This is a genomic window from Candidatus Didemnitutus sp. (assembly GCA_019634575.1).
GTDB lineage: Bacteria > Verrucomicrobiota > Verrucomicrobiia > Opitutales > Opitutaceae > Didemnitutus.
Window position 1 is genome coordinate 305,675 of sequence record JAHCAY010000001.1, and the last position, 25,318, is coordinate 330,992.

Consider the following 25,318-nt stretch of genomic DNA (forward strand, 5'->3'; position numbering starts at 1 on the left):
GCGCCGGGCCTCGCAGGCCGTTGGCTGATCGGAAATTGACGCACTTCTAATGGCCGGGTTCCCCCTAGCGCAAGAAAAGTCTCGGAACGGAGCTGTCGCGGCGCCCGGCGATGCCGCGTCGGCGCTCGGTGTCTACGTGCATGTGCCGTTTTGCGCGACGACGTGCGACTTTTGCGCGTTCTACCAGACCGTGCCGAAGGCCGATGCCGTGCCGCGCTACCTCGTGGCGATCCGCGACGAGGCGGCGCTCGTGGCGCGGGGCGATCGGCGCGTGGACACCGCTTTCTGGGGCGGCGGCACGCCGGGGTTGTTGCGCGCCGGCGAGCTCGAACAGCTCGGTCGTGCGATGGTGGATTTTTGCGGCGGTGCGCCAGCCGAGTGGAGTGTCGAGATGGCCCCGGCGACCGTCACGGCGGAGCGACTCAAGGTGCTGCGCGAGCTCGGCGTGACGCGGATTTCGCTCGGCGTGCAGAGTTTCAACGAGGCGCTGCTCGACGCGCTCGGACGCCAGCACAATCCAAAGCAAATCTATCGCGCCTACGACCTGATCCGCGCGGCGGGTTTTCCGAGCGTGAATCTCGACCTGATGTTTGCGTTGCCGAATCAGGACGAGGCGCAATGGCGCGCGGATTTGACGGAGGTCGTGCGGCTCGCGCCGGACCATTTGTCGACGTATTGCCTCACCTTCGAGGAGGACACGGCGCTGTGGGTGAAACTCTCGCAGGGCAAGGTGAAGCTCGACCCGGAGAAGGAGGCGGCGTTCTACCTGCGCACCTGGGAGTTCCTCGACGGTGTCGGCTTCGCGCAATACGAGGTGTCGAACTTCGCGCGGCCGGGCCACGTTTGCCGGCACAATCTCAACACGTGGCGGATGAACGAGTGGATCGGCTTCGGACCGTCGGGCGCATCGCAGTTCGCCGGTTGGCGCGCGAGCAACCCGCCGGACCTGACGCAGTGGCACGCGGATGTCGCCGCGGGGCGGCGTGCGACGACAGATCGCACGCCGCTCACACCGGACTTGCTCGCGGCGGACAGCGTGATCTTCGGCTTGCGCATGAACGCCGGCGTTTCGCTGCCGGAGTTGCGCGCGAAATACCCGACGGCACCGTGGGAAAGTCTGCACGACTTCCTGCCGAAGCTGCTGCTCGACGGATTGCTCACGCACTCGCCGGAAGGGCGCATTCAGCTCACGTCGCGCGGCCGGTTGCTGGCCGACGCCGTCGGCGCGGAAGTGCTTGAAGCCTTCTCGGCCGCCCCGAAAACTCCCGGCCAATGACGTCGCTGCGCTTCGCTTTCCTCGCTCTTGCCGCGCTCGCGTTGGCTGGTTGCCAGAGCACGGCACCGGACAAGCCGAAGGACTACGAGCCGCTCGTGGCGCGCTTCTACCTCGAAGCCAAACCGAGCGAGGCGGGAGTGGCGGTGACGCTGCCGCAGAGCGGCGTCACGATCGCCGTCGCGCCGAAACCAGTCGTCGTCGAATACGACATCGCGAACGCCGAGGTGGCGCAGGTGGATCTCGGGCGCTGCCTGCTGGTGCAGCTGAATCCCGCCGCGTCGCGTGATTTGTATCGGTTGAGCGTCGGCGCCATCGGCCGGCGGCTCGCGCTGGCCTTGAACGACCAGTTCGTCGGCGCGCGCCGGATCGATCAGGCGATCGCGGATGGCGCGGTGTTGATTTTCCTCGAGACGTCCGAGGCCGAGTTGCCGGGGCAGGTCGAGCGACTGAAGCGCACTTCCGCCGATCTGGCGGAAGCGGCGCGCAAAGCCCGGCGATGAGGCGGCTGCTTTCCACGCTCGTCTTTGGTTTGCTTGCGCTCGCGCCGGTCGCGCGCGCGAAGATCGATCTCGTTTTCCCAACCCCGCAGAAGGCGTGGACGACGGGACGCATTGACGAGTTCATCCAACCCACAGTGTCGGGGGATCCGGAGTCGGGGCTGTTCGGTTGTGTGCGCAGTGGCGGCACGCAGTTCCACGAAGGTCTGGACATCAAGCCGACCGCGCGAGACCGCCGCGGCGAGCCGGCGGACCCGGTTTTCGCAGCGATGGACGGGGTGGTGAAACACGTCAGCACCTCGCCGGGCTCGAGCAACTACGGGCGCTACATCGTCATCGAGCATCCCGAGCAGAAACCGGCCGTCTACACGCTCTACGCGCATCTCGCGGCGATCCAGTCGGGCATCCGGCCGGGCGTGCGCGTCGAAAAGGGGCAGACACTCGGCGTGATGGGACGCAGTTCGAGCGGCGGAGGAATCCCGAAGGAGCGCGGACACCTGCATTTCGAAATCGGGCTGCGCATGACCGACCGTTTTGAAAACTGGTATGCGATGCGGCGCTTCGGCAATCGGAACGAGCACGGCGACTTCAACGGGATGAACCTGATGGGTATCGACCCGTTGGATTTTCTTCGTCTGTGGCGCACGGGGCGCGTCGATTCGTTCGCGGAGTATTTCGACCGGCTCCGTCCGGTCGTCACGTTGCGCATCGCGACGACGCGTGTGCCGGACTTCATCCAGCGCTATCCGGCGCTGTTGCGGAAGCCGATCGACGGACTCGTGGCCGGCTGGGAGGTCGCGTGCAACGGCACCGGGCTGCCGTTCGCCTGGACGCCGTTGTCGGCGAGCGAAGTGGTCGGTCTGCGCAGCGGGGAAGTGCGGATCGTTTCGGCCGACTCCGCGGCGTTGCGCGCACGCCGTTGCAAGGATCTCGTGCGCGTGCGCGGCGGCGGATACGCACCCGGTGGCGACTTGCGCACGATGATCGAGCAGGTTTTCGGGATCAGGTGAAACAGGCGACTGAATCCGCTGGAGACCGGTGCAGTCAAAATTGAGGGAGCGAGCTTGCTCGCGAAGGTTCCCCACGGGTCGCGAGCAAGCTCGCTCCCACAACGGGGCGGCGCGGTGGCTACTGCCGCAACGCAGCAATCAGCGGTTTCTCTGTCTGGATCGCCCAACTCAACGCCGCTGGACTTGCGCTGACAGGCAGGGTTTGAAGCACGCCCCTTAACGGCGCTTTGACTTTCCGCCCTTTGCCGCGCTTTTGACCTCGGCGAGTATGCTCAGGAATTCCGGATCGACCTTGAGACTCACGAGATCGGGGTCTTGGCGCATCCACTCATGGTCGGTGTAGCCGAGCTTGAGCGCGACGCGGAGCGCATCGAGCGCGTCGAGCGGGCGGTTGCTGAGCGCGAAGCTGCACGCCAAGTTGTAGTGCGCCGTGGCGTTGGTCGGCTGGAGTTTGACCAGCTTGCGGTCCATACGCAGGCCGTCGGCGATGCGCCCGGTCTTGGTGTAGAGGCCGCCGAGGAGTTCGATGACGTCGGCGTAGCGCGGACAGCGGCGGTAGACGGATTCGAAGAAGGTGATTTCGAAGGCCGGGTCGCTCTTCGGCGGGCGGGACATGGATTACTTGGCGTGGTTCGGGCACGCGTGCTTTTCGCGGAAGGCGATGCACTGCGCGCTGACTTGGAGGCGTTGGGAGATCGGCTTGAGGCCGAGCTTCGAGGAGACCGTGCTGCCATACCATTCCATGAACGGGGCGCTGATCTCGAAAATCTTGTCGCAATCCACGCAGACGACCTGCGCGACCTGCGTGTTGCCGGAGGAGGGGAAGTAAAATTTCTCGCCCTTGCCGATATCCACTTCGCGCAGAAGGGCGCTCTCGGTCATGATCGGCAGCGTGCGATAGACGGTGGCGCGGGACACGGAGTCGTCGATGGCGCGTGCATGATCGAGCAGCTCCTCGGCGGTGAAGTGCTCCTTTTGCGCGAACGCCGCGTCGAAGATCGCGAGGCGCTGGCTGGTCACGCGGAGACCTTTTTCGGTCAGGTAGGATTGGAATTTTTCGCGGGCAGCCTCGACGCTCACATCCGGAGCATCGGGGACGGCGTTTCCGAGTGTCAACGCGGAAGGCGACGCGTCCTTTGTCGGCGGAAACGCATTGCCTCACGCGGTGCGCGGGCATCGTCTCAGGCGATGATCGTGGCCGTCCAGCCGCTCGCGGGTTTCGAGAAGCTCCTGCACTACAAGGTGCCGGCCTCGCTCGTGGACGCCGTCGGCGCGGGCTCGCTCGTGCGCATCTCGATCGGCCACCGGCATGGCATCGGGCTGGTGCTCGAGACCGATGCGCTGCCCGATGTGCCGTTGGAAAAGCTCAAGCCGATCGCCGAGGTGCTGCACGAATTCCCGGCGCTGACCTCGGACCTGCTCGAACTGGCGCGCTGGATGAGCAGCTACTACGCGGCGCGCATGGACTCCGTGCTTGAAACGATGATTCCCGGCGCGGTGCGCGCAGGCGCGCGGCTCAAGCACGACAAATACCTCGCGATCGCGCGCGAGCTCACGCCCGACGAGCATGCGGCGCTCACGCGCAAGGCCCCGAAGCAGGCCAAACTCTACGATTTCCTGAAGCAGCAGTTTCGCCCGGTGAAGAAATCGCTCGTGCTGCAACGCCTCGGTGCGACGGCTGCCGTCGCGAATGCGTTGCTCAGGCACGGCGTCGTGCGCGAGGAGCTGCGGCACGTCGAGCGCGTTGCCTACGCGGACAACTGGAGCGGCGGCGAAGTCGTGGCGAGCAAGCCGCCTGAGCTCAATCCCGAGCAGGCCGCCGTGGTCGCCTCGGTCGGTGCGAGTCTCGACAAGCGCAAGTTTGCGGTGCACCTGCTCAACGGCGTCACCGGCTCCGGCAAGACCGAGGTCTACCTTCGCGCGGTCGAGGCGGTGCTCGCGGCCGGCGGCAGCGCGATCTACCTCGTCCCCGAAGTTGCGCTCACGCCGCAGACGGTCGCACGGTTGCGCGGTCGCTTCGAAGCGGCGGGGCAGAAAACCGTCGTCTGGCACAGTCATCTCAGCGAAGGCGAGCGGCTCGACGGCTGGACGGCGCTCGCGTCGGGACAGGCGAGGGTGGTGGTCGGCGCGCGCTCGGCGGTCTTTGCGCCGGTGCGCGACTTGCGGCTCATCGTCGTCGATGAAGAACACGAGCCGGCCTACAAGCAGGACGAGACGCCGCGCTACCACGGACGCGACGTGGCGGTTTACCGCGCGAAACTCGCACAGGCGGTCTGTCTCCTCGGTTCGGCTACGCCGTCGCTCGAGTCGGTCGCGAACGTGCGCGCCGGCAAATACGTGCAGGATCGTCTGACAAAGCGCGTCGACGACAAGAAACTGCCGGACATCCAGATCGTCGACATGCGCATCGAGGTGATGCGCTCGCGCGGGTTGGTGACGCTCTCGCGGCTGCTCGTCGACCACATGCACCAGCGTTTCGCGCGCAAGGAGCAGACCATATTGTTCATCAACCGCCGCGGTTACTCGTCGTCGATGCAGTGCCGCAAATGCGGTCACGTCGAGGAGTGTCCGCATTGCAGCGTGTCGATGACGTATCATCGCGCGGACGAAACGCTGAAATGCCACCTCTGCGGCCACGAACGCGGGGCGCCCGCCGTGTGCCCATCGTGCGCCTCGCCGGAAATACGCTGGCGCGGCCTCGGCACGCAGCGCGTCGAGGAAGCAGTTCGCCGCGTGCTGCCGCGCGCGCGGCTCGAGCGCATGGACACGGACACGATGTCCAAGAAACACCGGTTTCGCGAAATCCTCGGCGACTTCCGCGCGGGCAAGATCGATATCCTCATCGGCACGCAGATGATCGGCAAGGGGCTCGATTTTCCGAATGTGACGCTGGTCGGGCTGATCGATGCGGACATCTCGATGCACGTGCCGGATTTCCGCGCGAACGAACGGACTTTCCAGTTGCTCGTGCAAGTCGCCGGTCGCGCCGGTCGCGGCGATCGCGCGGGCGAAGTCGTCGTGCAGACCTTCACTCCGCAGGCGGAGGCGATCCAATTCGCGAAGAAGTCGGACTTCGAGGGCTTCGCCGAAGCGGAGCTGACGATGCGCAAGAACTTCGCCTATCCGCCGTATCGCCACCTGATCCATCACCTATTCCGCGGTCCGAATCCGGAGAAGATCATGTTCTTCGCGCAGCAATGGGCGAAAAAGGTCGAGGCCGAGCTCGGCACCGAGATCGAGATCCGCGGCCCGTCCCCCGCGCCGATCGAGAAGGTGAAGGACGAATATCGCTTCCAGATCTGGTATTTCACCTACCGCACCGCGAAGGTCGTGGCCGCGCTGGTGAAGTTGCAGCAAACAATCGAGTGGCCGGCGGACGTAACCCAGGTGCTCGACGTTGATCCGATGAGCCTGGTGTGAGCGCCCCGGTGTGGTTGCGCGGATGAGCTGACGCCGTGGGGCACGGTTTTCGCGCACGGCAGTGCTGCGGCAAGCGCACACACGGAGTTGCGAGCGTGGGGACTTGCGTGTCGGGGGATTTCCTACCCGCGCGGCCGATTGAGGCCCGATAGGAAGCGAAACTCGTCTGGGCTATGCTGGATTCGTCCCCAGCGTTCCGCTGCCATTTCCATGTCCGAAGACTTTCAATGCCCTCCTGGCCGTGTGACCGGCTTTGCCACGCTCGCGAGGTTTCGCGAGAGCGGCCTGGGGCGTGAACTACTCTGACTCATGTCCACCGTGTTGAAGACTGCGTTTCTTCCGGGCGACGAGACTGTCGCGCTGGCCAATGCACCGGAGGCCGCCCGCGTGTTGCCGTTGCAGGCAGCTCCCGCTCCGCGGCTCGCGCCAGCGGACGCAGGCACGACACGCGTGCTGCTGGTCGACGATCATCCGGTGACGCGGCAGGGGATGAAGGCACTCATTTCACTGCAACCGAACCTCGAAATCGTGGGCGAAGCCGAGAGCGCGCCGCGAGCGCTCGAACTGGTCGAGCGCTTGAAGCCGCACCTCGCCATCGTGGACATCACGCTCCGCTCGACCAACGGCATCGAGCTCACGAAAGGCATGCGCGCGCAATCGCCCGACTTGCGCGTCCTCGTGGTGTCGATGCACGACGAGAACCTCTACGCCGAGCGCGCGCTGCGCGCGGGCGCGATGGGTTACCTGATGAAGCACGAGGCGAGTGAGAAGATCATCACTGCGATCCAACGCATCCAGCAGGGCGAGATCTTCCTGAGCGAACGCATGAAGGAGAAAATGCTCCATCGCTTCGTGAACCATAAGACCGACGAACTGGTCTCGCCGATCGACACGTTGAGCGACCGCGAAATGGAAGTCTTCCAGCTGATCGGCAACGGCTATGGCACGCGCCTCATCGCCCAGCGCCTGAATCTCTCGATCAAGACCATCGATTCCTACCGCGAGCATCTGAAGTTGAAGCTCAATCTCGAGTCCGGCTCCGAGCTCGTGCGCTACTCCATCCAGTGGATGAAAGGGCAGGGCACGATGTAGTCCGCCGCTCGTTCTTTGATTTCACCTCATGTCCAACTTCCCAGCCGGAGGCGCCGACCGACGAAGCCTGCACTGGCAAAACGGTTTCGCCCAGTGCGGCACGGGAAGTCGATGGCATGACCAAGCGCGCTTCGGCGCGCACGAGAATTAACGACCGCAAGCCGGATGGTGGCGCTGGGGCGCATCATCATCTGGCGGGCCACGTCCATCCGTATTCGCCGGCGTTTCCGCACAAACGTCAGCGTGCCGGGTGGACATCGCGGTCGTGGTCGCCGCTCGGCAGGTCGAGTGCAAACTCCCTGCCGAGCGGCGGCCAACACTTTCCCAGACGCGCGATCCGATGTCGCGGGCCGCGCGTCCTCTCTCTCCAGGCCATCTGCCGGGTGCTCCTCGCCCTCGGGGCGAGCGATGCTTCAAGGGTTCATCCCCGGCAATCCGCGTCTCCTCCCGCGGCCACTTCCGTTCAAACGGGCTTTGGCCGACGGGAGGAGCCGCGCGAACCCTCGGAGCCAAGTCAGCTCGCCAGCGGCACAACCACCGCCGCGTGGTCAACGCGCGAGCGGAACGACGATCTTCACCAGCACGGTGACGACAAAGCCTGTCGCCTCGATGAGCGCCGCGCCCCAGAGCAACCAGCGTTCACGTTTCGCGGGAGCAAAGACGCCACCGACGAACCAAAATCCGCCGCCCACCGGCATCGCCATGACTCGCAACGGAGCGGCGATGGCCCAGAACGACTGCGGGGCGCTGACCGCCGCGAGCGCGAGCCACGCGGGCCCGGTCAGAGCGACGACGACAGCCACGAATGCGAGCCCGCGCCAGAACCGCGGCACCGCGCGCAACCAGAAAAGCGCGAGCGTGGTGGGCACGAGTCCCACAATGCAGAACACCTCGACGAACATCATGACGTCGCCCCACGCATGCATGCCGCTGGAAGCCAGTGCGTCGGCCGGATCCATGAAATGCTGGCGCAGCAGGACGGCCAGAAAAGCGACCGCTGCCGCCAGAAAATAACCGATCACGACCACGCCAATCCGAGTCGATGGGGCGAGCGACTGCATGGCGCGAGTGTCGCCCGGGCCGAGACGATTGCCAATCCGAGAGTGACCGGCTTCGGCCGCGTCGCGTCGGCCAAATCCGGCAATTTCGGGCTGTGTTGCCCGCCGCATGGCGGGTAAGGTTCGCGGCGCTGCCATGCCCACCGACTCCCGCGAACGCCCCAAGCCGTTTTCGTTGATCCGCTCGTTCGTCGCCGCGGATTTTCTCACGCTCGGCAATGGCGCGTGCGGCAGCGGCGCGGTGCTGGCGGCGATGCAGTATCTCGTGACGCGCGACTCGCGCTGGCTGGTCGGCGCGATGGCGTTGCTCCCAGTGGCGCTCGTCCTGGACTTCGCGGACGGGCGGGTGGCGCGGTGGCGGCGCAAATCGTCGTTCCTGGGCGCAGACCTCGATTCGCTGGCGGATGTGATCTCCTTCGGGTTGGCGCCGGCCGCGATTGCTTTTGCGGTCGGGATGCGCGGGGCGCTCGACGTGGCGATCCTGCTCTATTTCGTCGCCTGCGGCATCAGCCGCCTCGCGCGGTTCAACGCCACGGCCGCGGCGCTGGCGGACGAGTCGGGGAAGGTGAAGTATTTCGAGGGCACGCCGATTCCCACGAGCGTGTTTCTGGTGCTGTTCCTCGCGTTCCTGCATTTCGCCGGGAAACTCGGAGACGACTTCTGGCTCGGGCAATGGACGATTGGCGGACTCGGGCTGCATCCGCTGACCATCCTGTTCGCGCTGAGTGGCAGCGCGATGATCAGCACGCTGCGCGTGCCGAAGATCTGACGACCGACTCCCGCGCGTAGAAACGGCTCGCGCGGAGCGCGGAGCGACGCGAACGTGCCACGATGTCAAAGCCCACCCCTGCCGATCTCGAAGTCCGAAAAAACGCCCTCGTGCACGGAGCCGTCTTTGTCGTCGCGGCGATGGGCGCGGGCACGCTGCTGCTGGCCGCCGCGGGGCGACTGGGGTGGCTCGCGACGCCGGGCGCCGCGCGGCCGTTGAGCAGCGCGATTGTGGTCGCGACACTGGTCGCGCTGGCGGCGGGCGTGCGCATGCTGTGGCGCGGCGCCTTTGCGCGTCGATTCGACGCCGTAGGCGCGGTGGCGCTGGCGTTGACGATGAGTGCGACGCTATCGTTCGCGCTGTTCTCCGCGATCCTCGCGCTGGTGTGGCTCGGCGGCGCTTGGCTCGAGTGAGCCGGCTCAGAGAAAGCGTTTGAGCTGGTCCCACGCCATGATGGCGATGCCCATCAGGCTCTCGCCGGCGATGAACCCCGAGGCGATCGGCACGACGGATTTTTCCGCGAGACTCGGCTTCCAGCGCCGCATGAGCTCGGCGAACGCCGCGCCGAGGAACATCGCGATGCAATTGCTGCCGGGCAACACCATCGCGATGCCGACGCCGGCGGGCGAGGGAAGCAGCGGACGGATTTTTTTCGGCGCGAACTTGTCCCACAGCGCCATGGCGACGCCGAGCAACAGGCCGACGGCGATCGCGGGCTTCACGCTCGGGTGGAGCGCCGCGAGACCGCCGGAAAACGCCTTCGAGACGCCGGCCCAGACGACGCACGAGGGCGCCGGCCAGTCTTCGCCGCCGAGCACGCTGGCATCGGGGATGAGCAGGCGGAACGCGGGCACGATGACGATGGCGCCGGCGACGACGCCGAAGAGTTGCGCGTAGAACTGGTGCCGCGGCTTCGCGCCGAGCAGCCAGCCGGTCTTGAGGGTAGTGAGCAGATCCGCGGCGTGCAGACCGATGCCGCCGGTGACGTTCGCGGACATGATGTTGCCCGTGAGATTGCCCGGCGACATGACGCCGTAGAGCACCTGCGTGACGGGTCCGAGCGCCTTGGTGGGCGTGACATCGGTCTCACCCGTGACGCGCGCGGCGACGAAGCCCATGATCACGGCCAGCGGCACCGCGACCAGCGAGGCCCAGAGCGGAATTTGAAACAGCCGTGTCATCAGAAAAATCACGAGCGGCGACAGTAGCACGAAGCCCGCGGGAAACCACCATTCGGGGCACTCGACGGCCGCGATGCCTTGCTCGGTTTCCTTCGTGCGGCGGAAGATGCGCCCGATGCCGGTGAACGCGCGGAGGATGCTCTGATAATCGAGCGCGAACGACGTGATGCCCGACGCCACCAGGATCGCCGCGCCCGGCCACAGCGTCCACGCCACGATGCCCTTGTAGCTCACCGAGGTGACGATGCCGCGCTCGACGAGCGCCGGCGCGAGCACGCCGTAGGTGAGCAGACCGCTCAACAGCAGCGACCAACCGACGCGAAAACTGGTGAGCGCGCCCGCGCCGAAGAGCACGACCTCGACCTTCAGCGCGAGCGTCCACTCAGCGAGGGAACGGCCGCCGAGCTTCGCGAACGGAATCGCACATTGCGTCGGGAGCAGTTTGAAGGCGTCGCGCAGGAGCGTCAGCACGGCGCCGAACGCCGCGGCGAGGCCGAGCCACTTGGCCTTGTCGGCTCCGCCACCGGCGGCCGCGCCGTGGATCGAGCTGATCGTCTCGGCGGTCGCGGTGCCGGTCGGAAACGACAGGCCTTCCTGGTTGATGAGCTGGCGCTTGATCGGGATGGCGGCGAAGACGCCGAGCGCCGCGATCACCGCGAACCACGCGATCATCGGCAGCGGTTCCGGCCGCACGGTCGTGACCATGAGCAGGGCGCCGAACGCCGCCATGTTGCCGCCGCCGGTCATGTAGCCCGCGCCGGAGGCGACGGTGCTGAGCGCGTTGTTCTCGAGCGCGGTGAGCGGTTTCTTCGTGAGCCGCAAGCCTTGGAGCGCCTGGAACACCGCGAAGGCCACGATGCAGGCCGTGAGCGTCACGCCGATGCTCCAGCCGGTTTTGAAGAAGACGTAGAGATTCGAGAGACTCATCGCCGCGCCGATCAGCATGCCGACGATGACGCCGCGCGCGGTGAGGTTGATGGCGCTCGGCTGGTAGGTTTGTTTCAGCCACTCGATTTCGCGGGGCGAATCCGGAGAGGCAGGGGCGGGGGCGGCGACGGGGTCCGACATGGGAGGTATCCCGCCGACGATGCCGCCGGTGCGGGCCCGCGCAAGCCCCGCGCTCCGGGACGCGGAAAATAAGCCGGCCGGTCCGCGCGAGCAGACCGGCCGACGTGGCACACTGACAGCAAAACGGATTACTCCGCGGTCTTCGGGCTGATGATGGTGTTGACCTTGAGCACGGCGTCCGCCGGGAAGCCGCCGCGCTGCGCGTGCTCGCGCACCATTGCCTCATTCGGGGCGAGATAGACGCAGAACATCTTGTCGCCGGTGCAGTAGCTCTGGAGCCAGGTGACCTGACCGCCGAGGTCGCGGAGCACGCCGCAGGATTTTTGCGAGGCGGCCTTCAACTCGGCGGGCGTGAGCTTGCCGAGGCCGGGCATGGTGCGCTCGATCACATACATGTTGAGGCCGGACGGCAGCGACTCGGGTTTGGGTTGTTCGGCGGCGGAGACGGAACCGAGGGCGACGCAGGCCGCGACGGCGAGCAGGAGGGAGCGGAGGGAGCGTGGAAGTGCTTTCATGGGAGTGGGGATGAAATGGGCAGGGTTGAGTGACTCAGTCGCCGCCGGTGGTGGGATCGATGATCGCCTTCACCTCGGAGACGCGGTTCGCGGGGAAGCCGCCGCGGCGAGCGTGCTCGCGCACGGCCTCTTCGTTCGCGGCGATGTAGATGCAATACATGCGGTCGCCCGTCACATAGCTCTGCACCCACTGGACGCGGGGTGCGAGTTCGTGCAGGACGTTGCAGGATTTGCGGGAGGCCTCGCCGAGTTGGGCGGGCGTGAAGGCCCCGAGGGCCGGGATGTCGCGTTCGATGACGTATTTGGGCATAAGAGGGAAAGGAATGCGCCGACCTTAGCAGAACCAGGCGCACCGGCATCGGGGCGCGCCCCTGATTCGCCAGTCGGGCGGTTCCTGAGCGAAAAGTGCCACGCCTGGCGAAAAAGTGCTGATTGCTTGCTGTATGGACCGACCGCGCTTTGTTGCGCGCCATGGTCCAAGCCCACGAACCCTGCCGACCGCGTCTCACCCTGGCCATCGCCGACGAGTGTCCCGCCTTACGCGAGGGATTGGTGCGCCTCGTCGGCGACGAGTGCGACCTCGCTGCCGTCGACAGCGCCGCGACGCCGAACGAGCTCAAGGCACTCGTGCTCCGTCGTGCGCCGCAGGTCGTGGTGATGGACCTGATGTTGGGCGAAGCCGATGGGCTGGCCTTGATCAAGGAACTCGGCGTCCTCGCGCCCGACGTGCGCATCGTCGTGTTCACGCTCGAGTCGGAGGACGTCTACGCGTTGCGCGCCTTCCGGGCCGGTGCCCGCGCGTTCATCTCGAAGCGCGACGCCGTAACCTCGCTCTTCCGCGCCGTGCGGGAGGTGGCGGCAGGCCGGCTCGTCGTGCCCGCCATCGTCTCGAGTTTGATGTTCGCGGACAGCGGCCCGGTGCGGCGCACGGGCGATGGCATCGATGCGCAATTGACCGACCGGGAGCTGCAGGTGTTTCGCCTTGTGGGATTGCCGTTGCCGACGCGGGTGATTGCCGAGCGGCTCGGCGTCTCGGTGAAGACCGTCGAAACCCACCGCGAGAATATCAAGAACAAGCTCGCGCTCGACTCGCACCAGGAACTCCTCGCTTGCGCGTCGACGTGGCTGCGAGAGCGCGGCACCTGAACGTGCGCCGGCCTGCCACGCTTCTTTGGGTCTTGCTGGTGCTCGCGTGCTTCGCCGCGAACAGCCTGCTGACGCGCCTCCTCGTCAGTCGCCACCTGCTCGACCCGGCGGCGGTGACGATCACGCGCTTCGCCGCCGGCGCGGCGATGCTCGCGGTCATCCTCGCCATTTACGGCCGGGCGTCCGAAGTGGTGCCTCGATGGACGGACTGGCCGCTGCTGCTCGCGTTGGCCGGTTACGCACCGGCGATTTCCTATGGCTATCGGTTCATCACGGCTGCCGCGGGAACTTTCGTCTTTTATGCGCTCGTGATTCTCACGATGACAGTGGCGGGCGGCGTGCGACCCACGCGGCGCGCGCTGGGCGGCGCCGTCCTGGCGTTGGCGGGCGTGGGAGTGCTGGCCTTTGGCAAGGTCAAGGGATCGACGCCGCTCGGGGTGGGGCTGCTGGCGCTGACCGGTGCGACTTGGGGCGGATATTCGCTCCTGCTCCGTCGCCGCTCCAGTCCGCTGGCCGCCAACGCGCGAGCCTTTCTGGGCGTCGCGTTGCTGCTGCCGGCGCTCGCCTGGGTGGAGCGCGATGCGCTGGTGTGGTCGGCGAGCGGCATCGCGCTGGGCGTATTCATGGGCGCGGTCACGACGGCACTTTCCTACGCCTTGTGGGCTCGGGTGCTGCCGGAGCTCTCACCGATCGAGGCGGGAACATTTCAGTTGCTGGTGCCGGTGCTGACCGCCTCCGGCGGAGTGCTCTTGCTCGGCGAGGAGCTGTCTTGGCAACTCGGGTTGTCGGGGGCGTTGGTGCTCGGTGGCATGTGGCTGACCGTCCGGCGTGGCGGGCGAGGGTAGCGGCCCGCGAGGGCATCAGCGTCTCCTGACACGAGGTTGTCAGGAGCGCGTGCTAGAGTGGCGACGCAATCACGCTTCAACCCTCGTCACGCCCGCCATGACCACTGTCGAAATCGCCCAGAAACTCGTCGCCCACTGCCGCCAGGCCAAGTGGGAGGCCGCCCAACGCGAACTCTATGCCGACGACGCGATCAGCATCGAACCGAGCAAGACGCCGGCCTTTGAAAAGGAGACGCGCGGTCTCGCCGCCATCATTCAGAAAGGCCGCCAGTTCGATGCCATGATCGAGACCCTGCACGCGCTCAGCGTGTCGGAGCCGGTCGTCGCGACGAACTCGTTTGCCTGCACGATGAGCATGGACGTGACGATGAAGGGGCAGGGCCGGATGCAGATGGCCGAGCTTTGCGTCTACGACGTGAAGGACGGCAAGGTCGTCTCCGAGCAGTTCCACTACTGAGTCCGCTTCAGGACTCGGGCGACGGCCGCACGGCGGCGTGCTGGGCGATCATGTCGCGCAGGCGCTGGCCGATCTCCTCTGCGGCGCGGATCATCTCCTCGGCTTCCACCGCGGGAAGCTGCGCGCGGCAGTTGCGCCGCCAGAGGTCGAGCCAAACCTCGAAATGCCGCGCCTCGAGTCCGAGCGGGAAGTGTTTTCGCGGCATCCCGCCGCCATAACGCACCGGACCGCCGGTGACGTTCGACCAGAAGTCGGCGATCTTCTCGAGGTGGGCCGGCCAGTCGTCGATTTGGGCGAGAAAGATCGGGCCGATTTCCCGGTGCTGGCGGACGTCGGCGTAGAAGTGCCGCAGCAACTGCAGCAGGTGCGGGCGGCCGCCGAGGCGGGCAAACAGGGAAGAGGCCGGTGCGTCCATGGCGCGAGCGAAGCCGGATTCCACGAGGAGTCATGGCAAAATCGGTTCGTGCGGCGGCGGGCGGACGGAAAATCGCGTTCCCCGTGCCGTGAAAATCTGCCAGCTTGCCGGCAACCCCCATCGCCATGTCCAACGCCCTGCTCATCACCCGCACCAGCCCGCAGACCGTCGAAACCGCCTGCGCCCGCCTCCAGGAAGTTTCTGCCGCGCACAAGTTCGGCGTGCAGGCTTATCACAACCTCCGCGAGAAGATGGAGAGCAAGGGAGTGCCGTTCCCCCGCGAATGCCGCGTCGTCGAGATCTGCAACCCGAAGCACGCAGCCGTCGTGCTCGGTCACGACATCGAGATTTCCACCGCGTTGCCGTGCCGTATCTCCGTCTACGAGGAAAACGGCCGCACGGTGCTCGCGACGATCAAGCCCTCTGCCATGCTCGGCATGTTCAACGCCCCGGGCGCGGCTGCGACGGCGCAGGAAGTCGAGGACACGCTCGTCCGCATCATGGACGAGACCTGCCGCGCCTGAAGACTGCGCCCGCGCGCGCCGACCGTCGGAGCGCGCGGCTGGAATCGACGCCGAGCTTTGCCGTTGCGGGGCCGCTCCGGGGACGCATCGTCGTCCGGCATGATGCGACGTCTCTTCTTGTCGGCCGCCGTTGCCATGGCGGGTTCGTTTGGATGGGCGCGGGCGGATGACGCGGCGGATTTCGCCGCACTGAAAATCGAGATCGCGAAGAACCACGACCGCGCCATCGCGCGATTGCAGGAGTGGATCGCGCATCCCGCGATCGCGGCGGAGAACCGCGGATATCCGGACGGCGCGGAGCGCATGGCGGCCATGCTGCGCGACGTGGGCTTTCAGCACACCGAAGTAATCCCGACCGACGGCAAACCCGGCGTCTTCGCCACGCTCGATGCCGGAGCGCCCCGGACGGTCGGCATCTATTTCATGTATGATGTGAAGCAGTTCGACCCGCAGGAGTGGTCCTCGCCGCCACTCGAGGGCCGCATCGTCGAGAAGCAGGGCTACGGCAAAGTCATGATCGGGCGCGGCGCCACGAACCAGAAAGGCCCGGAGTCGGCATTCCTCGCAGCCATCGAGTCGTTTCGCGCCGCCGGCAAGAAGCTGCCGGTGAACCTCGTTCTCGTCGCGGAAGGCGAGGAGGAGATCGGCTCGCCGCACATCGCGCAAATCGTCCACCAGCCCCACGTGCAAGCCGCGCTCGCGAAGTGCACCGGCGTGTGGATGCCCTTTCCCGCGCAGAGCCTCGACGGCTCGGTCACGGTGAATCTCGGCGCCAAGGGCGTGATCGAAGTCGAACTCACCTCCAGCGGCGCCGCCTGGGGGCGCGGCCCGACGCGCGACGTCCACTCGTCCTTCAAATCGCTCGTCGACAGCCCAGCGTGGCATCTCGTGCAGGCGTTGAACACGCTCGTGGCCGCCGACGGCAACACCGTGGCGATCGACGGCTGGTTCGAGAATGTCCGCCCGCTCAATGAGGAGGAAAAGGGCATTCTTGCGAACGCCGTGAAAGGCCCGACGCGCGAGCGTCAGATGAAGGTCGCGTCGGCCAGCAGCAAGTGGATCGCGGATCGGCCGTTCGCCGCGGCGATGGAACACTACGTTTCGCAGCCGACGGTCAACATCGAGGGCATCTACGGCGGCTACACCGGCCCCGGCGGCAAGACGCTGCTGCCCACGAAGGCGTCCGCGAAACTGGATTTCCGCCTCGTGCCGAATCAGACCGCCGACGAAGCCGTGCGAAAGCTCAAGGCGCACCTCGCGAAACGCGGCTTCGGCGACATCGAAGTGAACTACACCGGCGGCTACAGCCCGACGGCCACGCCCTCGAGCGCGCCGTTGATTCAAGCGCAGCTCGCCGTCCTGAAGCGCAACGGCGTCGAGGCGATTCTCTGGCCGCGCCTCGCGGGGTCCTATCCCGGCTACATTTTCACCGACGCCCCGCTGAATCTCGCCGCCGGCCACTTCGGTCTCGGCCACGGCGGCGGTGCGCATGCGCCGGACGAGTATCTCGTGATCGAGTCGGCGAATCCGCAGGTCCAGGGATACGACGGCATGACGCTCTCCTTCGCCGAGTATCTCTACGAACTGGCGAAGTAAGCGCGATCCGCGCGCCCTCCAGAGGTTTTTCTGAGACGCGCTTTGCCGAAGCCGTAGTCCGCGACCTTGGCCGCGCCCCAGAGCGCAATGGGCGCGTGCCAGCGCGCTGCCTGCGGTGAAAACCCGTTTCCGGAGAGCCCCTCAACCGGAAGCAAGAAGCGCGCGGCTCCCGGCCTTCGATTCCACTGGTCGCGAGCGCGTGGTGATTTCGCAGCGGAACGGGCCAGCATTATTCGGGCCGCTCGGCCCAAGGCGGAAGACGAAACGCCACGCCGTTTACAGCCGCTGCCGGGCGCGCACGTTCACGCGCATGGAACAATCCACGAATCCTAACCAGGCGCTCTGGGAAAAGGGCGACTTCACCGCCATCGCTGCGACGATGCGCGACTCCGGCGAGGCCTTGGTGCGCTCGCTCGACCTTGGCGCTCCGTTGCGGGCGCTCGACCTGGGCTGCGGCGACGGCACGACCGCCGTCCCGCTCGCCCGGCTCGGCGCTGAGGTGCATGGCATCGACATCGCGCGCAATCTGGTCGCCGCGGGCAACCGCCGCGCAACGACCGAAGGACTCACGCGGCTCACGTTCCGCCACGGCGACGCCTGCCGCCTCGACGACGTGGCGAGCGGCACCTTCGACCTGACGCTGAGCGTGTTCGGAGCGATGTTCGCGCCGAAGCCGAACGATGTGGCGCGGGAGATGGTGCGCGTGACCAAGCCCGGTGGGCGGATCGTGATGGGAAATTGGATTCCGAACGACCCCACGTCCTTCGTATCGCAGCTGCTGCGGATCAGCGCGGCGTTCACTCCGCCGCCGCCCGCGGACTTCGTCAGTCCGATGCTGTGGGGCGTCGAATCGCACGTGACGGAACGGTTCGCGCAGGCCGGCGTGCCGGTGCAGAGCGTGACTTTCGCGCGCGACACATTCTTCTTTCGTTCCGCAAACCTGACGCCCGAGGGCTTCATCGACGTGTTCCGCCGGTTCTACGGCCCGACCATGAATGCCTTTGCTGCGGCGGAGAAAAACGGTCGCGCCGACGAGTTGCAGCGCGAACTCGTGGCCGAGGCGAAGAAGCACAATCGCCCCGGCAAGGGCGGCGTGGAAATCCCCGCGACGTTCATGCGGGTGACCGTGCGGGTCTAACTCGTCGCGCTGGCGGCGGAGATTGCGCGCGCGATCTCCGCCCCGAAGCGCGCGTTGTTCAGGACCAGTGCGATGTTCGCCTCGAGCGAGCGTCCGTCGGTCAGCTCGAAGAGACGCTGCAATAGGAAGGGCGTCACGGCCTTCGCCGCGATGCGGCGTTCGGCCGCCTCGGCGAGCGCGCGCTCGATGAACGGCGTGATGACAGCGCGCGGAATCTCCGCGGCCGCCGGAATCGGATTCGCCACCAATTGCCCGCCCGGCAATCCGAGACGCGCGCGCTGGATGTGCGCGGCGGCGATCTGGGTCGCGCGGTCGAGACGCAGCGGCGCGCGCAGCCCGGAGGAGCGCGACCAGAAAGCGGGAAACTCGTCCTGGCCGACCGCGATGACGGGCACGCCGAGCGTCTCGAGCACCTCGAGTGTCTTGGGCAGATCGAGGATCGCCTTGGCACCGGCAGACACTACGGAGACGGGCGTTTCCGCGAGTTCGCGGAGATCGGCGGAAACGTCGAACGACAACTCGGCGCCGCGATGGACGCCGCCGATGCCACCGGTGGCGAACACGGAAATGCCGGCGAGCCGCGCGCAAATCATCGTCGCCGCAACCGTTGTCGCGCCGGTGCGGCCGGTGGCGACGCACACGGCGAGGTCGGCGCGAGAGAGCTTCATCACGTCGCGGGCGCGACCGAGTTGCTCGAGTTCCGCGTCGCTCAGGCCGATGTGAATGCGGCCGTCGATGACGGCGATCGTGGCGGGCACGGCGCCGGCAGCGCGCACCTCGGCCTCGACGCGGCGTGCAGTGGCGACGTTCTGCGGGTAGGGCATGCCGTGCGTGATGATCGTCGATTCGAGCGCGACCAGCGGACGGCGCTCCACGCGGGCGGCTTCGACTTCGGCGGAAAATTGCAGCGGCAGCATCATGCGATGAGCGCCATGTGACGGCATTCGCGCGCGGAAGCCAAGGCGTTCCTCACGTGCCGATTTCGCCCATGACGTGGGCGCTCGCGGCGCGCAACGCGGCCGCCAGCGCGGTTCGCCGGTCAGCTCCGGCATGCTCCGCGACGATGTGCGCGCCCATGAAGGCGTCGCCGGCGCCGGTGACGCGATGGACGCGGACCTTTTCCGGCGTGCCACAGATGAAGTCCGCCCCGCGCTGGACGTCGCAACACGCACGGTCGCCGGCCGTGACGAGCACGCGCGCGGCACCGCGTTCGAGCAGACCATGCGCCGCCGCGGTGGTGTCGTCGAAGCGCGTGTCGCACAGCACGCAGGCTTCCTCGAGATTGACGTAAAAGGTGGCGCGAGGGTGGCCGAGCACCGGCCGCAGACGCTCGGCTTTGGCCGGACTCGCAGGTGCCACGCGCAAATCCGCCGCCGCGAACAATGGCGAGCATGCGATCTCGGCAAGCAGCGCCGCCGTGAGATTGCCGTCGAGCGCGATGAGACCGCGCCAGGGGCGCTCCTCGCTGCCGAGCCGGCCGTCCGCCAGCGGGGCGAGGATGCGGTCGCCGGCCGCTTCGAGGGAGTGCGCGTCAGCGACTGCGGCGACGAGGCCCTGGTTGTCCTCGACCGCCAGGTAGCGATCGGTCGGCTGGTGCGGAGAGCGGAAGGCGAATCGCGTATCGATTCCGCGGCGCTGGCAGACGGCGATGAGCTCGTCGCCTTCGTCGTCGCAACCAAGCGCCGTGAGCACGGCGGGTTGCAGTCCGAGTTGGCGCAGCGTCAGGGCGATGTTCAGGGCAACGCCGCCCGGCACGCGCGTGATGCGGCCGGGCACATCCGCACCGTGGGGCATGCTGTGGGGCGAGCGGCCGATGATGTCCCAGAGCACCGAGCCAATGCAGAGGATGTGCGGTGCTGTCGCGTTCACGGCGCGCGCCGACGTTTGGCGAGGTCGGACGGCATCTCGAGGGTCTCGGCATTCCAGCCTTCGAGGCGAAGAACGTCGGCGAGGCATTGCTCGAGCTCGGCGTGGGCCTTGGCGGCGGCGAGCGCGATGCGTTCGTGCACGGAGCGATCGGCGCCTTGGTCGATGAGGCACTCTTGCTGGTATTTGTGCAGTTCACGCATCTGCCCGATCGCCTTGCAGACCTGAGCCGGGCAGGCGCATTGGTAGACCATGGCCTGTTCGATGATTTTGCGAAGAGCCTCGCGTGGGTAGCGCAGTTGCATGGCCCAGTATTCGTCGACTTGGGCGGAAAGCTAAAGGGAATTCCCGGGCGCTGCGCCGGGTTCCCGCGACGCCGCCGAAAATTGGCGTGCACCGCGGAACCACGACCCTAGTAACGGCGGCCATGCAACTCGACGACGTGATGACAGCGTTGGCGGCGAAGGGCAGCGAGGCGACGAAGCGGATCTTCCTGAAGCACGGGGCGAAGGAGCCGTTCTTCGGCGTGAAGGTGGCGGACCTGAAGACGATCGCGAAGAAGATCAAAGGCGACCAGTCGCTCGCCCTCGAGCTCTACGCGACTGGCAATGGCGACGCACAATACCTCGCCGGGATGGTCGCCGACGGCGCGAAGATGTCGCGTCGGGAGTTGCAGACTTGGGCGGACCGGGCCGGGTGGCGCATGATCTCGAACACGATCGTGTCGTGGGTGGCGTCGGAAAACCCGGATGGGCTCGCGCTGGCGCTGCGCTGGATCGATGCGAAAAAGGAGCCGCTGGCGCAAGCCGGCTGGTCCACACTCGGGGCGTGGGTCACGACGCATGCGGACGCGGAGCTGGACATGAAGCTGTTGACCGCACTGCTGGAGCGCGTGACGAAAACCATCCACGCGCAACCCGATCGCGTGCGGCAGCAGATGAATTACTTCGTGATCGCGGTCGGCACCTACGTCGCCCCGCTCGGCGACAAGGCGATCGCGGCGGCGCGACAGATTGGCCGCATCGCGGTGGACGTCGGCGATACCGATTGCAGGATCCCCGACGCTGAAAGCTACATCATGAAATCCCGCCGCGGCGCGCCGAGCGCGCCGAAGCGGGCGACAGTGCGGTGCTGACGATCAGCGCGGCAGCGCCGCGCGGATGGCGTCCGCGAGCGGTGTCGTCGGGCGGCCGATCAGCTGGCTCAGCGTCCGCTGATCGTCGAACAGCGCGCCTTGCGAGGCGCCGACGTCCCAGGAAGCAAGGCCGTGTGCCAGCGGCGGCGGGAGTCCGGCCTTCAGCAGGATTTCGGCATACTGCGCCCCCGGCAGATTTACGTAAGGGATACTCCGGCCCGTCTGGCGCGAGAGCTCGGCGGTGAATTCCGCAAGCGTGTAGGCGTGGTCGCCCGCGAGCTCGTAGGTCTGATTGGGCTGCACGCCGCCGGTGAGTGCGGCGACCGCGGCGGCAGCGTAGTCGGCGCGTGCCGCAGAGGCGATACGTCCGTCGCCGGCGCTGCCGACAAAGGCGTTGTGCGCGAGCGCGGGCGGAATGCTGGCGGTGTAATTCTCGTGATACCAACCGTTGCGCAGGATCACGTGCGGGACGCCGGACTGCTGCAATATCTGCTCCGTGGCGTGGTGCTCGGGTCCGAGGTTGAGTGGCGTCGCGTTCGCGCGCAGCAAGCTGGTGTAGACAATCAACCCGGCGCCAGCGCTGCGCGCGGCGGCGATGACGTTCGCGTGCTGTGCCGCGCGACGGCCGAAATCGGTGCCGGAGATGAGCAGAACCTTCTCGACACCGGCGAAGGCTCGTTGGAGGGCGACAGGGTCGTCGTAGCCCGCGGTGCGGACGACGACCCCGCGCGCGGCGAGCGGGGCGGCTTTGGCGGCATCGCGCACGACGGCGACGATGTGCGCGGCGGGGATGCGGGTGAGAAGTTGCTCGACGACGAGTTGGCCGAGTTGTCCGGTGGCGGCGGTGATGGCGATCATGGGAGGAGAGGAGGTTGTGGGCGGGCGGTTCGCACTCGGCGCTTGCTTCGGTGCGGGAGTCGCCCTTGGTTACGAAAGAATACCGAGACGGGCGCGTCCCCACAAGAGGGGTGTTTTTCGTCACTCGGTTACCCACCCGTAACCAACCCGCCATGCCTGCCACCCTTGCCCTGCCACCGGTCGAACCGGGTTCCGGCCTCGAAGAACGCTGTCCGGTCCGCGATGTCCTCGATTGCATCGGCGACCGCTGGAGTCTGCTGACGCTCAGCGCGCTCGAGCGCGGCACGCTGCGTTTCACGGAGTTGAAGCGGGCGATCGGCGATATCTCGCAGCGCATGCTCGCGCAGACGCTCCGCACCTTGGAGCGCGACGGCTACGTGACGCGCGAAGTGTTTCCGACGATCCCACCGCGAGTCGAATACACGCTGACCGAGCTCGGCGAATCGCTCCTCGCGAAAGTGAAGCCACTGGTGCGTTGGGCGGATGAAAACCACGCTCGCGTGCGCAAGGCGCGCAGGGCCTACGTGCCGCCCGTCGCCGCGACTCCACTCTGAGGCGCTACTTCGTTGCGGGCGGAAGCGTCGCGAGCAACTGCGCGAAACGCTCGCGGGCGTCCGCATCAGTCGCGAACCGCGCGCCCATCCGCGCGATCGATGCGGCGATGTCGTTTGCACCAATGGCCGCGTAGAGGTGCGCGCCTTTCAGGACGAGGGCGCTGTCCCGCGGGAAGGCTTTCAGGCCTTCGTCGAGCACAGCGAGGTTGGCGATCTTCGGCGCCGCGGCACTCGCCGCCCACGCATCGGCGGCGACGTGGTAGGTCTCGGCGATCAGCGGTGGGTGTTGTCGCGCTTCGAAAACGGGAGCCAGCGCGGTCGCCATCTGCGCGGCATCGAGCTTCCCGTCGGCGGCCGGGTGGGCGAGCGCGGCGGTCAATCGCGCCCGGGCGAGAGCAGCGTGGGCGGACGGACGCTCGACATGGGCGGCGCAGGCGGCTTCGAGGAATTTTGCGGCGCGCGTGGATTGTCCGGCGTGCGCTTCGGTAAGGGCGAGGCCGGCGAGCAAGGCCGGGGCGCGGCTCCCGCGCTGGTAGGCTTCGCGGTAGGTCGCAGCGGCGCGATCGAGATTGCCCGCGAGGCGTTGCGCGTCACCGAGGATGACGCCGATTTGCGCCGGACTGGCATCGGCGAGCACGATGTCCGTGGGATTGAGGCGGTCCTCCGGCTTGATGTCGTAGCTCTGATATTTGTGGCGGACGTGGCGGATGTAGGCGCGGAGTTCCTCTTCCATTTGCGCGAAGCCGATTTTGAAGCAGTCGCGGAACAACGCTTCGCTCAGCGGCTCGCGGGCAAGTCGGCCAACGAACTGGACGATGGCGTCGCGATAGCGGAGGTCTTCGCCGAAGAGGCAGAAGTGCACGAACAGGTAGGCTTGCTTGGCCCAGAGGTTGTTGCCGAGCGGGGAGCGAGCCTCGGGGGCGTCGGCGGTGAGGGCGAAAAATTGCGCGAGCGGCATCAGCTTGCGGTGGCGCAGCACGACGTTGAACGGTTGCTCGCCGACGACGGCGGCTCCACCCGCGGAGGGATCGGTCTCGTCGGAGCCGACGGCTTCGCCACCGGTCGCACCGCCCTTGAAGGTGTCGATCTTGCCGTAGTTGAGCCAACGATCGGTCACCTCGGCGTCCATCACGATTTGCACGAGGCCTTCGGCCATCCACGGAGGCGGGCGACTGGCAGACTGATTGAGGAGCGAGAAAACGTATTCGCGATAGAGCAGCTGCGCGTGGTCGATATCGAGTTCGACGGATGTGGCGCCGTTGGCGGCGAGGGCGCTGGCGTCGTCGATGAGCAAGCGATCCGCGGCGAGATTGACGGCGATAGCGAGGGAGTCGGCGTCGCGCAGCAAGCGACTGGGCGGCGCGTCCTGTTTCGCGTTGGCGCCCGGCGGCAGGAGCGACGCGAACTCGCCCTCGCGGGCGCAGAGCACGAGGGTGGCGCTCGCGAGCGGCCGGGGCTGGGCGGGCCAGAGCAGCGTGAGCGCCTGCTGGAATTTCTGGAAATCAGCGAGGAGCTTGCGCGTGCGGCCGGCGGTCGTGCTCGAGAGCACTTCGAAGCGCCCGACGCGTCCGTAGTGCCACGGCGGTGCTTCGGGCAGCACGCGGCTATCGGTGACTGTGAAGTCCGGCAGCTCGACGGTCTTGCCCGCGACCTGCATGTCTGCGGCGGCGGCGCTCATGCCGGTGAATGCAGCGAGGGCGAAAGTCAGGAGGTGCGGGAGACTACGCCGGGGGACGGGAGGCGCGACGTTCATGGGTGAAAGGGCGACAGCAGGAGGAAATCGCCTGGAAGAGGCGGGAGCAACCGGAACTGCGGGCGCTCGACACTTCCCAAGACGGTGTCCGCGCGACAGGGTTTCAACCGTAGAGGATGTGAAATCATTATCCGAAACCACCAACCACGGAAAACCCACGCCATGTCCACCAACGCCGTCCACCTTCACCGCGTCCTGCGCGCCGCGCCGGAGAAAGTCTATCGCGCCTTCATCGATGCCGACGCCATGGCCAAATGGCTGCCGCCCTTCGGCTTCACCGCCCGCGTGTTTCATTGCGACGCCCAAGTCGGCGGGACCTTCAAGATGGCGTTCACGAATTTCACCACGGGACATGCGCACTCGTTCGGCGGCACGTATCTCGAACTCGTGCCCGGGCAGCGGATTCGCTACACGGACAAGTTCGACGACCCGAATCTCCCCGGCGAAATGACCGTGACCGTCGACCTGAAACCGGTGCTCTGCGGCACCGATGTGAGCATCGCGCAGACGGGCATCCCGGCGATGATCCCAGCGGAGATGTGCTACCTCGGCTGGCAGGAATCGCTCCTCCAACTCGCGCAAGTCGTCGAGCCGGACATCAAGCAGTGAGCGGCGCCCTTATCGCCGGAGCGTGAGTTCCATGAACACGTTTCCGGCGACCGGGGAGTCGAAGTAGGGCGCACGGCGCACGAACCCCAGTCGCTCGTAGAGCCGTTGCGCGCGCTCCATGCCGGGCAGCGTGTCGAGCCAAAGCGTGCGGTAGCCGACGGCCTTCGCTTCCTCGATCAATCGTTCGGCCAGCGCGCGCCCGAGTCCGGTTCCTTGAGCACAAGGACGGACGTAGAGGCGCTTCATCTCTGCGACGTCGTCGTTGCGGGGACGAAGCGCCACGCAACCACCGGGTGCTCCTTCCGTCCAGCCGAGGAGCAGGAAGCCGTGCGGCGGCGCGTAGATTCCCGGCAAGCCGGCGAGTTCGTCCGCGAAGTTTTGATAGCCTAGATCGACGCCGAGCCCCGCCGCGTATTCCGAGAACAGCTCGCGCACGATCGCGAGCTGCTCCGGAGAGACGGCGGGAGTGATTTCGGCTGCCATGGGCGAGGCGGTTCAGCCGGGATCTTCGGGCGAATCTTCTCGCGCAAGCAAGC

The 25,318-nt window shown here is 66.8% G+C and carries 29 protein-coding genes; 16 read left to right on the forward strand and 13 right to left on the reverse strand.

The window, feature by feature from the left end:
* The first annotated feature begins 49 nt into the window (after window positions 1-49).
* Genes hemW through KF715_01240 form a run of 3 tightly spaced genes read left to right on the forward strand, consistent with a single transcriptional unit; the run spans window position 50 to window position 2,783 of the window.
* Window positions 50-1,276, forward strand: coding sequence for a radical SAM family heme chaperone HemW (gene hemW / locus KF715_01230; protein MBX3735285.1), 1,227 nt, complete (start codon window positions 50-52; stop codon window positions 1,274-1,276).
* On the forward strand, window positions 1,273-1,776 hold the full coding sequence (locus KF715_01235) for a hypothetical protein (protein MBX3735286.1): 504 nt from the start codon (window positions 1,273-1,275) through the stop codon (window positions 1,774-1,776). Before hemW ends, KF715_01235 begins: the two co-directional genes overlap by 4 nt.
* On the forward strand, window positions 1,773-2,783 hold the full coding sequence (locus KF715_01240; GenBank protein ID MBX3735287.1) for a M23 family metallopeptidase: 1,011 nt from the start codon (window positions 1,773-1,775) through the stop codon (window positions 2,781-2,783). The genes KF715_01235 and KF715_01240 overlap by 4 nt, the downstream gene beginning before the upstream one ends.
* Window positions 2,784-2,999: 216 nt before the next feature.
* On the opposite strand, the gene KF715_01245 is transcribed toward KF715_01240, so the two are convergent.
* Together KF715_01245 and KF715_01250 are read right to left on the reverse strand one after the other, a co-directional pair.
* Window positions 3,000-3,398, reverse strand: coding sequence for a hypothetical protein (locus tag KF715_01245; GenBank protein MBX3735288.1), 399 nt, complete (start codon window positions 3,396-3,398; stop codon window positions 3,000-3,002).
* 3 nt (window positions 3,399-3,401) lie between these two features.
* A complete protein-coding gene (locus tag KF715_01250; protein MBX3735289.1) occupies window positions 3,402-3,863 on the reverse strand; it encodes a transcriptional repressor in 462 nt (153 codons plus the stop codon).
* A 108-nt stretch (window positions 3,864-3,971) separates the two neighbouring features.
* Here KF715_01250 and priA point away from each other — a divergent pair, with 108 nt between their 5' ends.
* Both priA and KF715_01260 read left to right on the forward strand, forming a co-directional pair.
* Entirely contained in the window at window positions 3,972-6,203 is a 2,232-nt protein-coding gene (gene priA / locus KF715_01255) for a primosomal protein N' (protein MBX3735290.1), read from the forward strand.
* 309 nt (window positions 6,204-6,512) lie between these two features.
* Window positions 6,513-7,295, forward strand: a complete 783-nt coding sequence (locus KF715_01260) for a response regulator transcription factor (GenBank protein MBX3735291.1) — start codon at window positions 6,513-6,515, stop codon at window positions 7,293-7,295.
* A gap of 548 nt (window positions 7,296-7,843) precedes the next feature.
* Here the strand turns inward: KF715_01260 and KF715_01265 are convergent.
* Window positions 7,844-8,491, reverse strand: coding sequence for a hypothetical protein (locus KF715_01265; GenBank protein ID MBX3735292.1), 648 nt, complete (start codon window positions 8,489-8,491; stop codon window positions 7,844-7,846).
* A gap of 37 nt (window positions 8,492-8,528) precedes the next feature.
* Here KF715_01265 and KF715_01270 point away from each other — a divergent pair, with 37 nt between their 5' ends.
* On the forward strand, window positions 8,529-9,122 hold the full coding sequence (locus KF715_01270; protein ID MBX3735293.1) for a CDP-alcohol phosphatidyltransferase family protein: 594 nt from the start codon (window positions 8,529-8,531) through the stop codon (window positions 9,120-9,122).
* A gap of 62 nt (window positions 9,123-9,184) precedes the next feature.
* Complete coding sequence (locus tag KF715_01275; GenBank protein ID MBX3735294.1) at window positions 9,185-9,535, forward strand: hypothetical protein; 351 nt, start codon at window positions 9,185-9,187, stop codon at window positions 9,533-9,535.
* Between the two features lie 6 nt (window positions 9,536-9,541).
* On the opposite strand, the gene KF715_01280 is transcribed toward KF715_01275, so the two are convergent.
* The 3 genes from KF715_01280 to KF715_01290 all read right to left on the reverse strand — a co-directional run bounded on the left by KF715_01280 (window position 9,542) and on the right by KF715_01290 (window position 12,196).
* Window positions 9,542-11,371 carry an OPT/YSL family transporter gene (locus KF715_01280; protein MBX3735295.1) on the reverse strand — a complete coding sequence of 610 codons (1,830 nt, stop codon included), beginning with the start codon at window positions 11,369-11,371 and terminating at the stop codon, window positions 9,542-9,544.
* A 128-nt stretch (window positions 11,372-11,499) separates the two neighbouring features.
* Window positions 11,500-11,886, reverse strand: coding sequence for a DUF4242 domain-containing protein (locus KF715_01285; protein ID MBX3735296.1), 387 nt, complete (start codon window positions 11,884-11,886; stop codon window positions 11,500-11,502).
* A gap of 34 nt (window positions 11,887-11,920) precedes the next feature.
* Window positions 11,921-12,196, reverse strand: coding sequence for a DUF4242 domain-containing protein (locus KF715_01290; protein MBX3735297.1), 276 nt, complete (start codon window positions 12,194-12,196; stop codon window positions 11,921-11,923).
* Window positions 12,197-12,357: 161 nt separating this feature from the next.
* On the opposite strand from KF715_01290, the gene KF715_01295 reads away from it, so the two are divergent.
* The 3 genes from KF715_01295 (at window position 12,358) to KF715_01305 (ending at window position 14,334) form a co-directional block, all read left to right on the forward strand.
* Window positions 12,358-13,032 (forward strand): response regulator transcription factor, encoded by a 675-nt coding sequence (locus tag KF715_01295; protein MBX3735298.1) that lies wholly within the window; start codon window positions 12,358-12,360, stop codon window positions 13,030-13,032.
* The gene (locus tag KF715_01300) at window positions 12,996-13,877 is read left to right on the forward strand and encodes a DMT family transporter (protein ID MBX3735299.1); all 882 of its coding nucleotides are present in this window, start codon (window positions 12,996-12,998) and stop codon (window positions 13,875-13,877) included. Before KF715_01295 ends, KF715_01300 begins: the two co-directional genes overlap by 37 nt.
* Window positions 13,878-13,974: 97 nt before the next feature.
* Window positions 13,975-14,334 carry a nuclear transport factor 2 family protein gene (locus KF715_01305; GenBank protein ID MBX3735300.1) on the forward strand — a complete coding sequence of 120 codons (360 nt, stop codon included), beginning with the start codon at window positions 13,975-13,977 and terminating at the stop codon, window positions 14,332-14,334.
* Between the two features lie 7 nt (window positions 14,335-14,341).
* Here the strand turns inward: KF715_01305 and KF715_01310 are convergent, their stop codons facing one another.
* Window positions 14,342-14,749, reverse strand: coding sequence for a group III truncated hemoglobin (locus KF715_01310; GenBank protein ID MBX3735301.1), 408 nt, complete (start codon window positions 14,747-14,749; stop codon window positions 14,342-14,344).
* A gap of 125 nt (window positions 14,750-14,874) precedes the next feature.
* On the opposite strand from KF715_01310, the gene KF715_01315 reads away from it, so the two are divergent.
* From KF715_01315 to KF715_01325, 3 genes are all read left to right on the forward strand, one after another.
* A complete protein-coding gene (locus KF715_01315; protein MBX3735302.1) occupies window positions 14,875-15,273 on the forward strand; it encodes a DUF302 domain-containing protein in 399 nt (132 codons plus the stop codon).
* A 99-nt stretch (window positions 15,274-15,372) separates the two neighbouring features.
* Window positions 15,373-16,869: a M20/M25/M40 family metallo-hydrolase gene (locus KF715_01320; GenBank protein MBX3735303.1), complete on the forward strand. Its 1,497-nt coding sequence runs from the start codon at window positions 15,373-15,375 to the stop codon at window positions 16,867-16,869.
* Window positions 16,870-17,179: 310 nt separating this feature from the next.
* Window positions 17,180-18,007 carry a class I SAM-dependent methyltransferase gene (locus KF715_01325; GenBank protein ID MBX3735304.1) on the forward strand — a complete coding sequence of 276 codons (828 nt, stop codon included), beginning with the start codon at window positions 17,180-17,182 and terminating at the stop codon, window positions 18,005-18,007.
* On the opposite strand, the gene KF715_01330 is transcribed toward KF715_01325, so the two are convergent.
* Genes KF715_01330 through KF715_01340 form a run of 3 tightly spaced genes read right to left on the reverse strand, consistent with a single transcriptional unit; the run spans window position 18,004 to window position 20,178 of the window.
* A complete protein-coding gene (locus KF715_01330) occupies window positions 18,004-18,927 on the reverse strand; it encodes a pseudouridine-5'-phosphate glycosidase (protein MBX3735305.1) in 924 nt (307 codons plus the stop codon). The genes KF715_01325 and KF715_01330 overlap by 4 nt on opposite strands.
* Window positions 18,928-18,976: 49 nt before the next feature.
* A complete protein-coding gene (locus KF715_01335) occupies window positions 18,977-19,876 on the reverse strand; it encodes a hypothetical protein (protein MBX3735306.1) in 900 nt (299 codons plus the stop codon).
* The gene (locus KF715_01340; GenBank protein MBX3735307.1) at window positions 19,873-20,178 is read right to left on the reverse strand and encodes a hypothetical protein; all 306 of its coding nucleotides are present in this window, start codon (window positions 20,176-20,178) and stop codon (window positions 19,873-19,875) included. Before KF715_01340 ends, KF715_01335 begins: the two co-directional genes overlap by 4 nt.
* A 122-nt stretch (window positions 20,179-20,300) precedes the next feature.
* On the opposite strand from KF715_01340, the gene KF715_01345 reads away from it, so the two are divergent.
* Complete coding sequence (locus KF715_01345) at window positions 20,301-21,008, forward strand: DNA alkylation repair protein (GenBank protein MBX3735308.1); 708 nt, start codon at window positions 20,301-20,303, stop codon at window positions 21,006-21,008.
* A 3-nt stretch (window positions 21,009-21,011) separates the two neighbouring features.
* Here the strand turns inward: KF715_01345 and KF715_01350 are convergent, their stop codons facing one another.
* Window positions 21,012-21,866 carry an SDR family oxidoreductase gene (locus tag KF715_01350; protein MBX3735309.1) on the reverse strand — a complete coding sequence of 285 codons (855 nt, stop codon included), beginning with the start codon at window positions 21,864-21,866 and terminating at the stop codon, window positions 21,012-21,014.
* Between the two features lie 152 nt (window positions 21,867-22,018).
* Here KF715_01350 and KF715_01355 point away from each other — a divergent pair, with 152 nt between their 5' ends.
* Window positions 22,019-22,420 carry a helix-turn-helix transcriptional regulator gene (locus KF715_01355; protein MBX3735310.1) on the forward strand — a complete coding sequence of 134 codons (402 nt, stop codon included), beginning with the start codon at window positions 22,019-22,021 and terminating at the stop codon, window positions 22,418-22,420.
* Between the two features lie 4 nt (window positions 22,421-22,424).
* Here KF715_01355 and KF715_01360 read toward each other — a convergent pair whose 3' ends face one another.
* Entirely contained in the window at window positions 22,425-24,173 is a 1,749-nt protein-coding gene (locus KF715_01360; GenBank protein ID MBX3735311.1) for a hypothetical protein, read from the reverse strand.
* A gap of 162 nt (window positions 24,174-24,335) precedes the next feature.
* On the opposite strand from KF715_01360, the gene KF715_01365 reads away from it, so the two are divergent.
* The gene (locus KF715_01365; protein MBX3735312.1) at window positions 24,336-24,782 is read left to right on the forward strand and encodes an SRPBCC family protein; all 447 of its coding nucleotides are present in this window, start codon (window positions 24,336-24,338) and stop codon (window positions 24,780-24,782) included.
* Between the two features lie 9 nt (window positions 24,783-24,791).
* On the opposite strand, the gene KF715_01370 is transcribed toward KF715_01365, so the two are convergent.
* Window positions 24,792-25,265 (reverse strand): GNAT family N-acetyltransferase, encoded by a 474-nt coding sequence (locus KF715_01370; protein MBX3735313.1) that lies wholly within the window; start codon window positions 25,263-25,265, stop codon window positions 24,792-24,794.
* Window positions 25,266-25,318 lie beyond the last annotated feature (53 nt).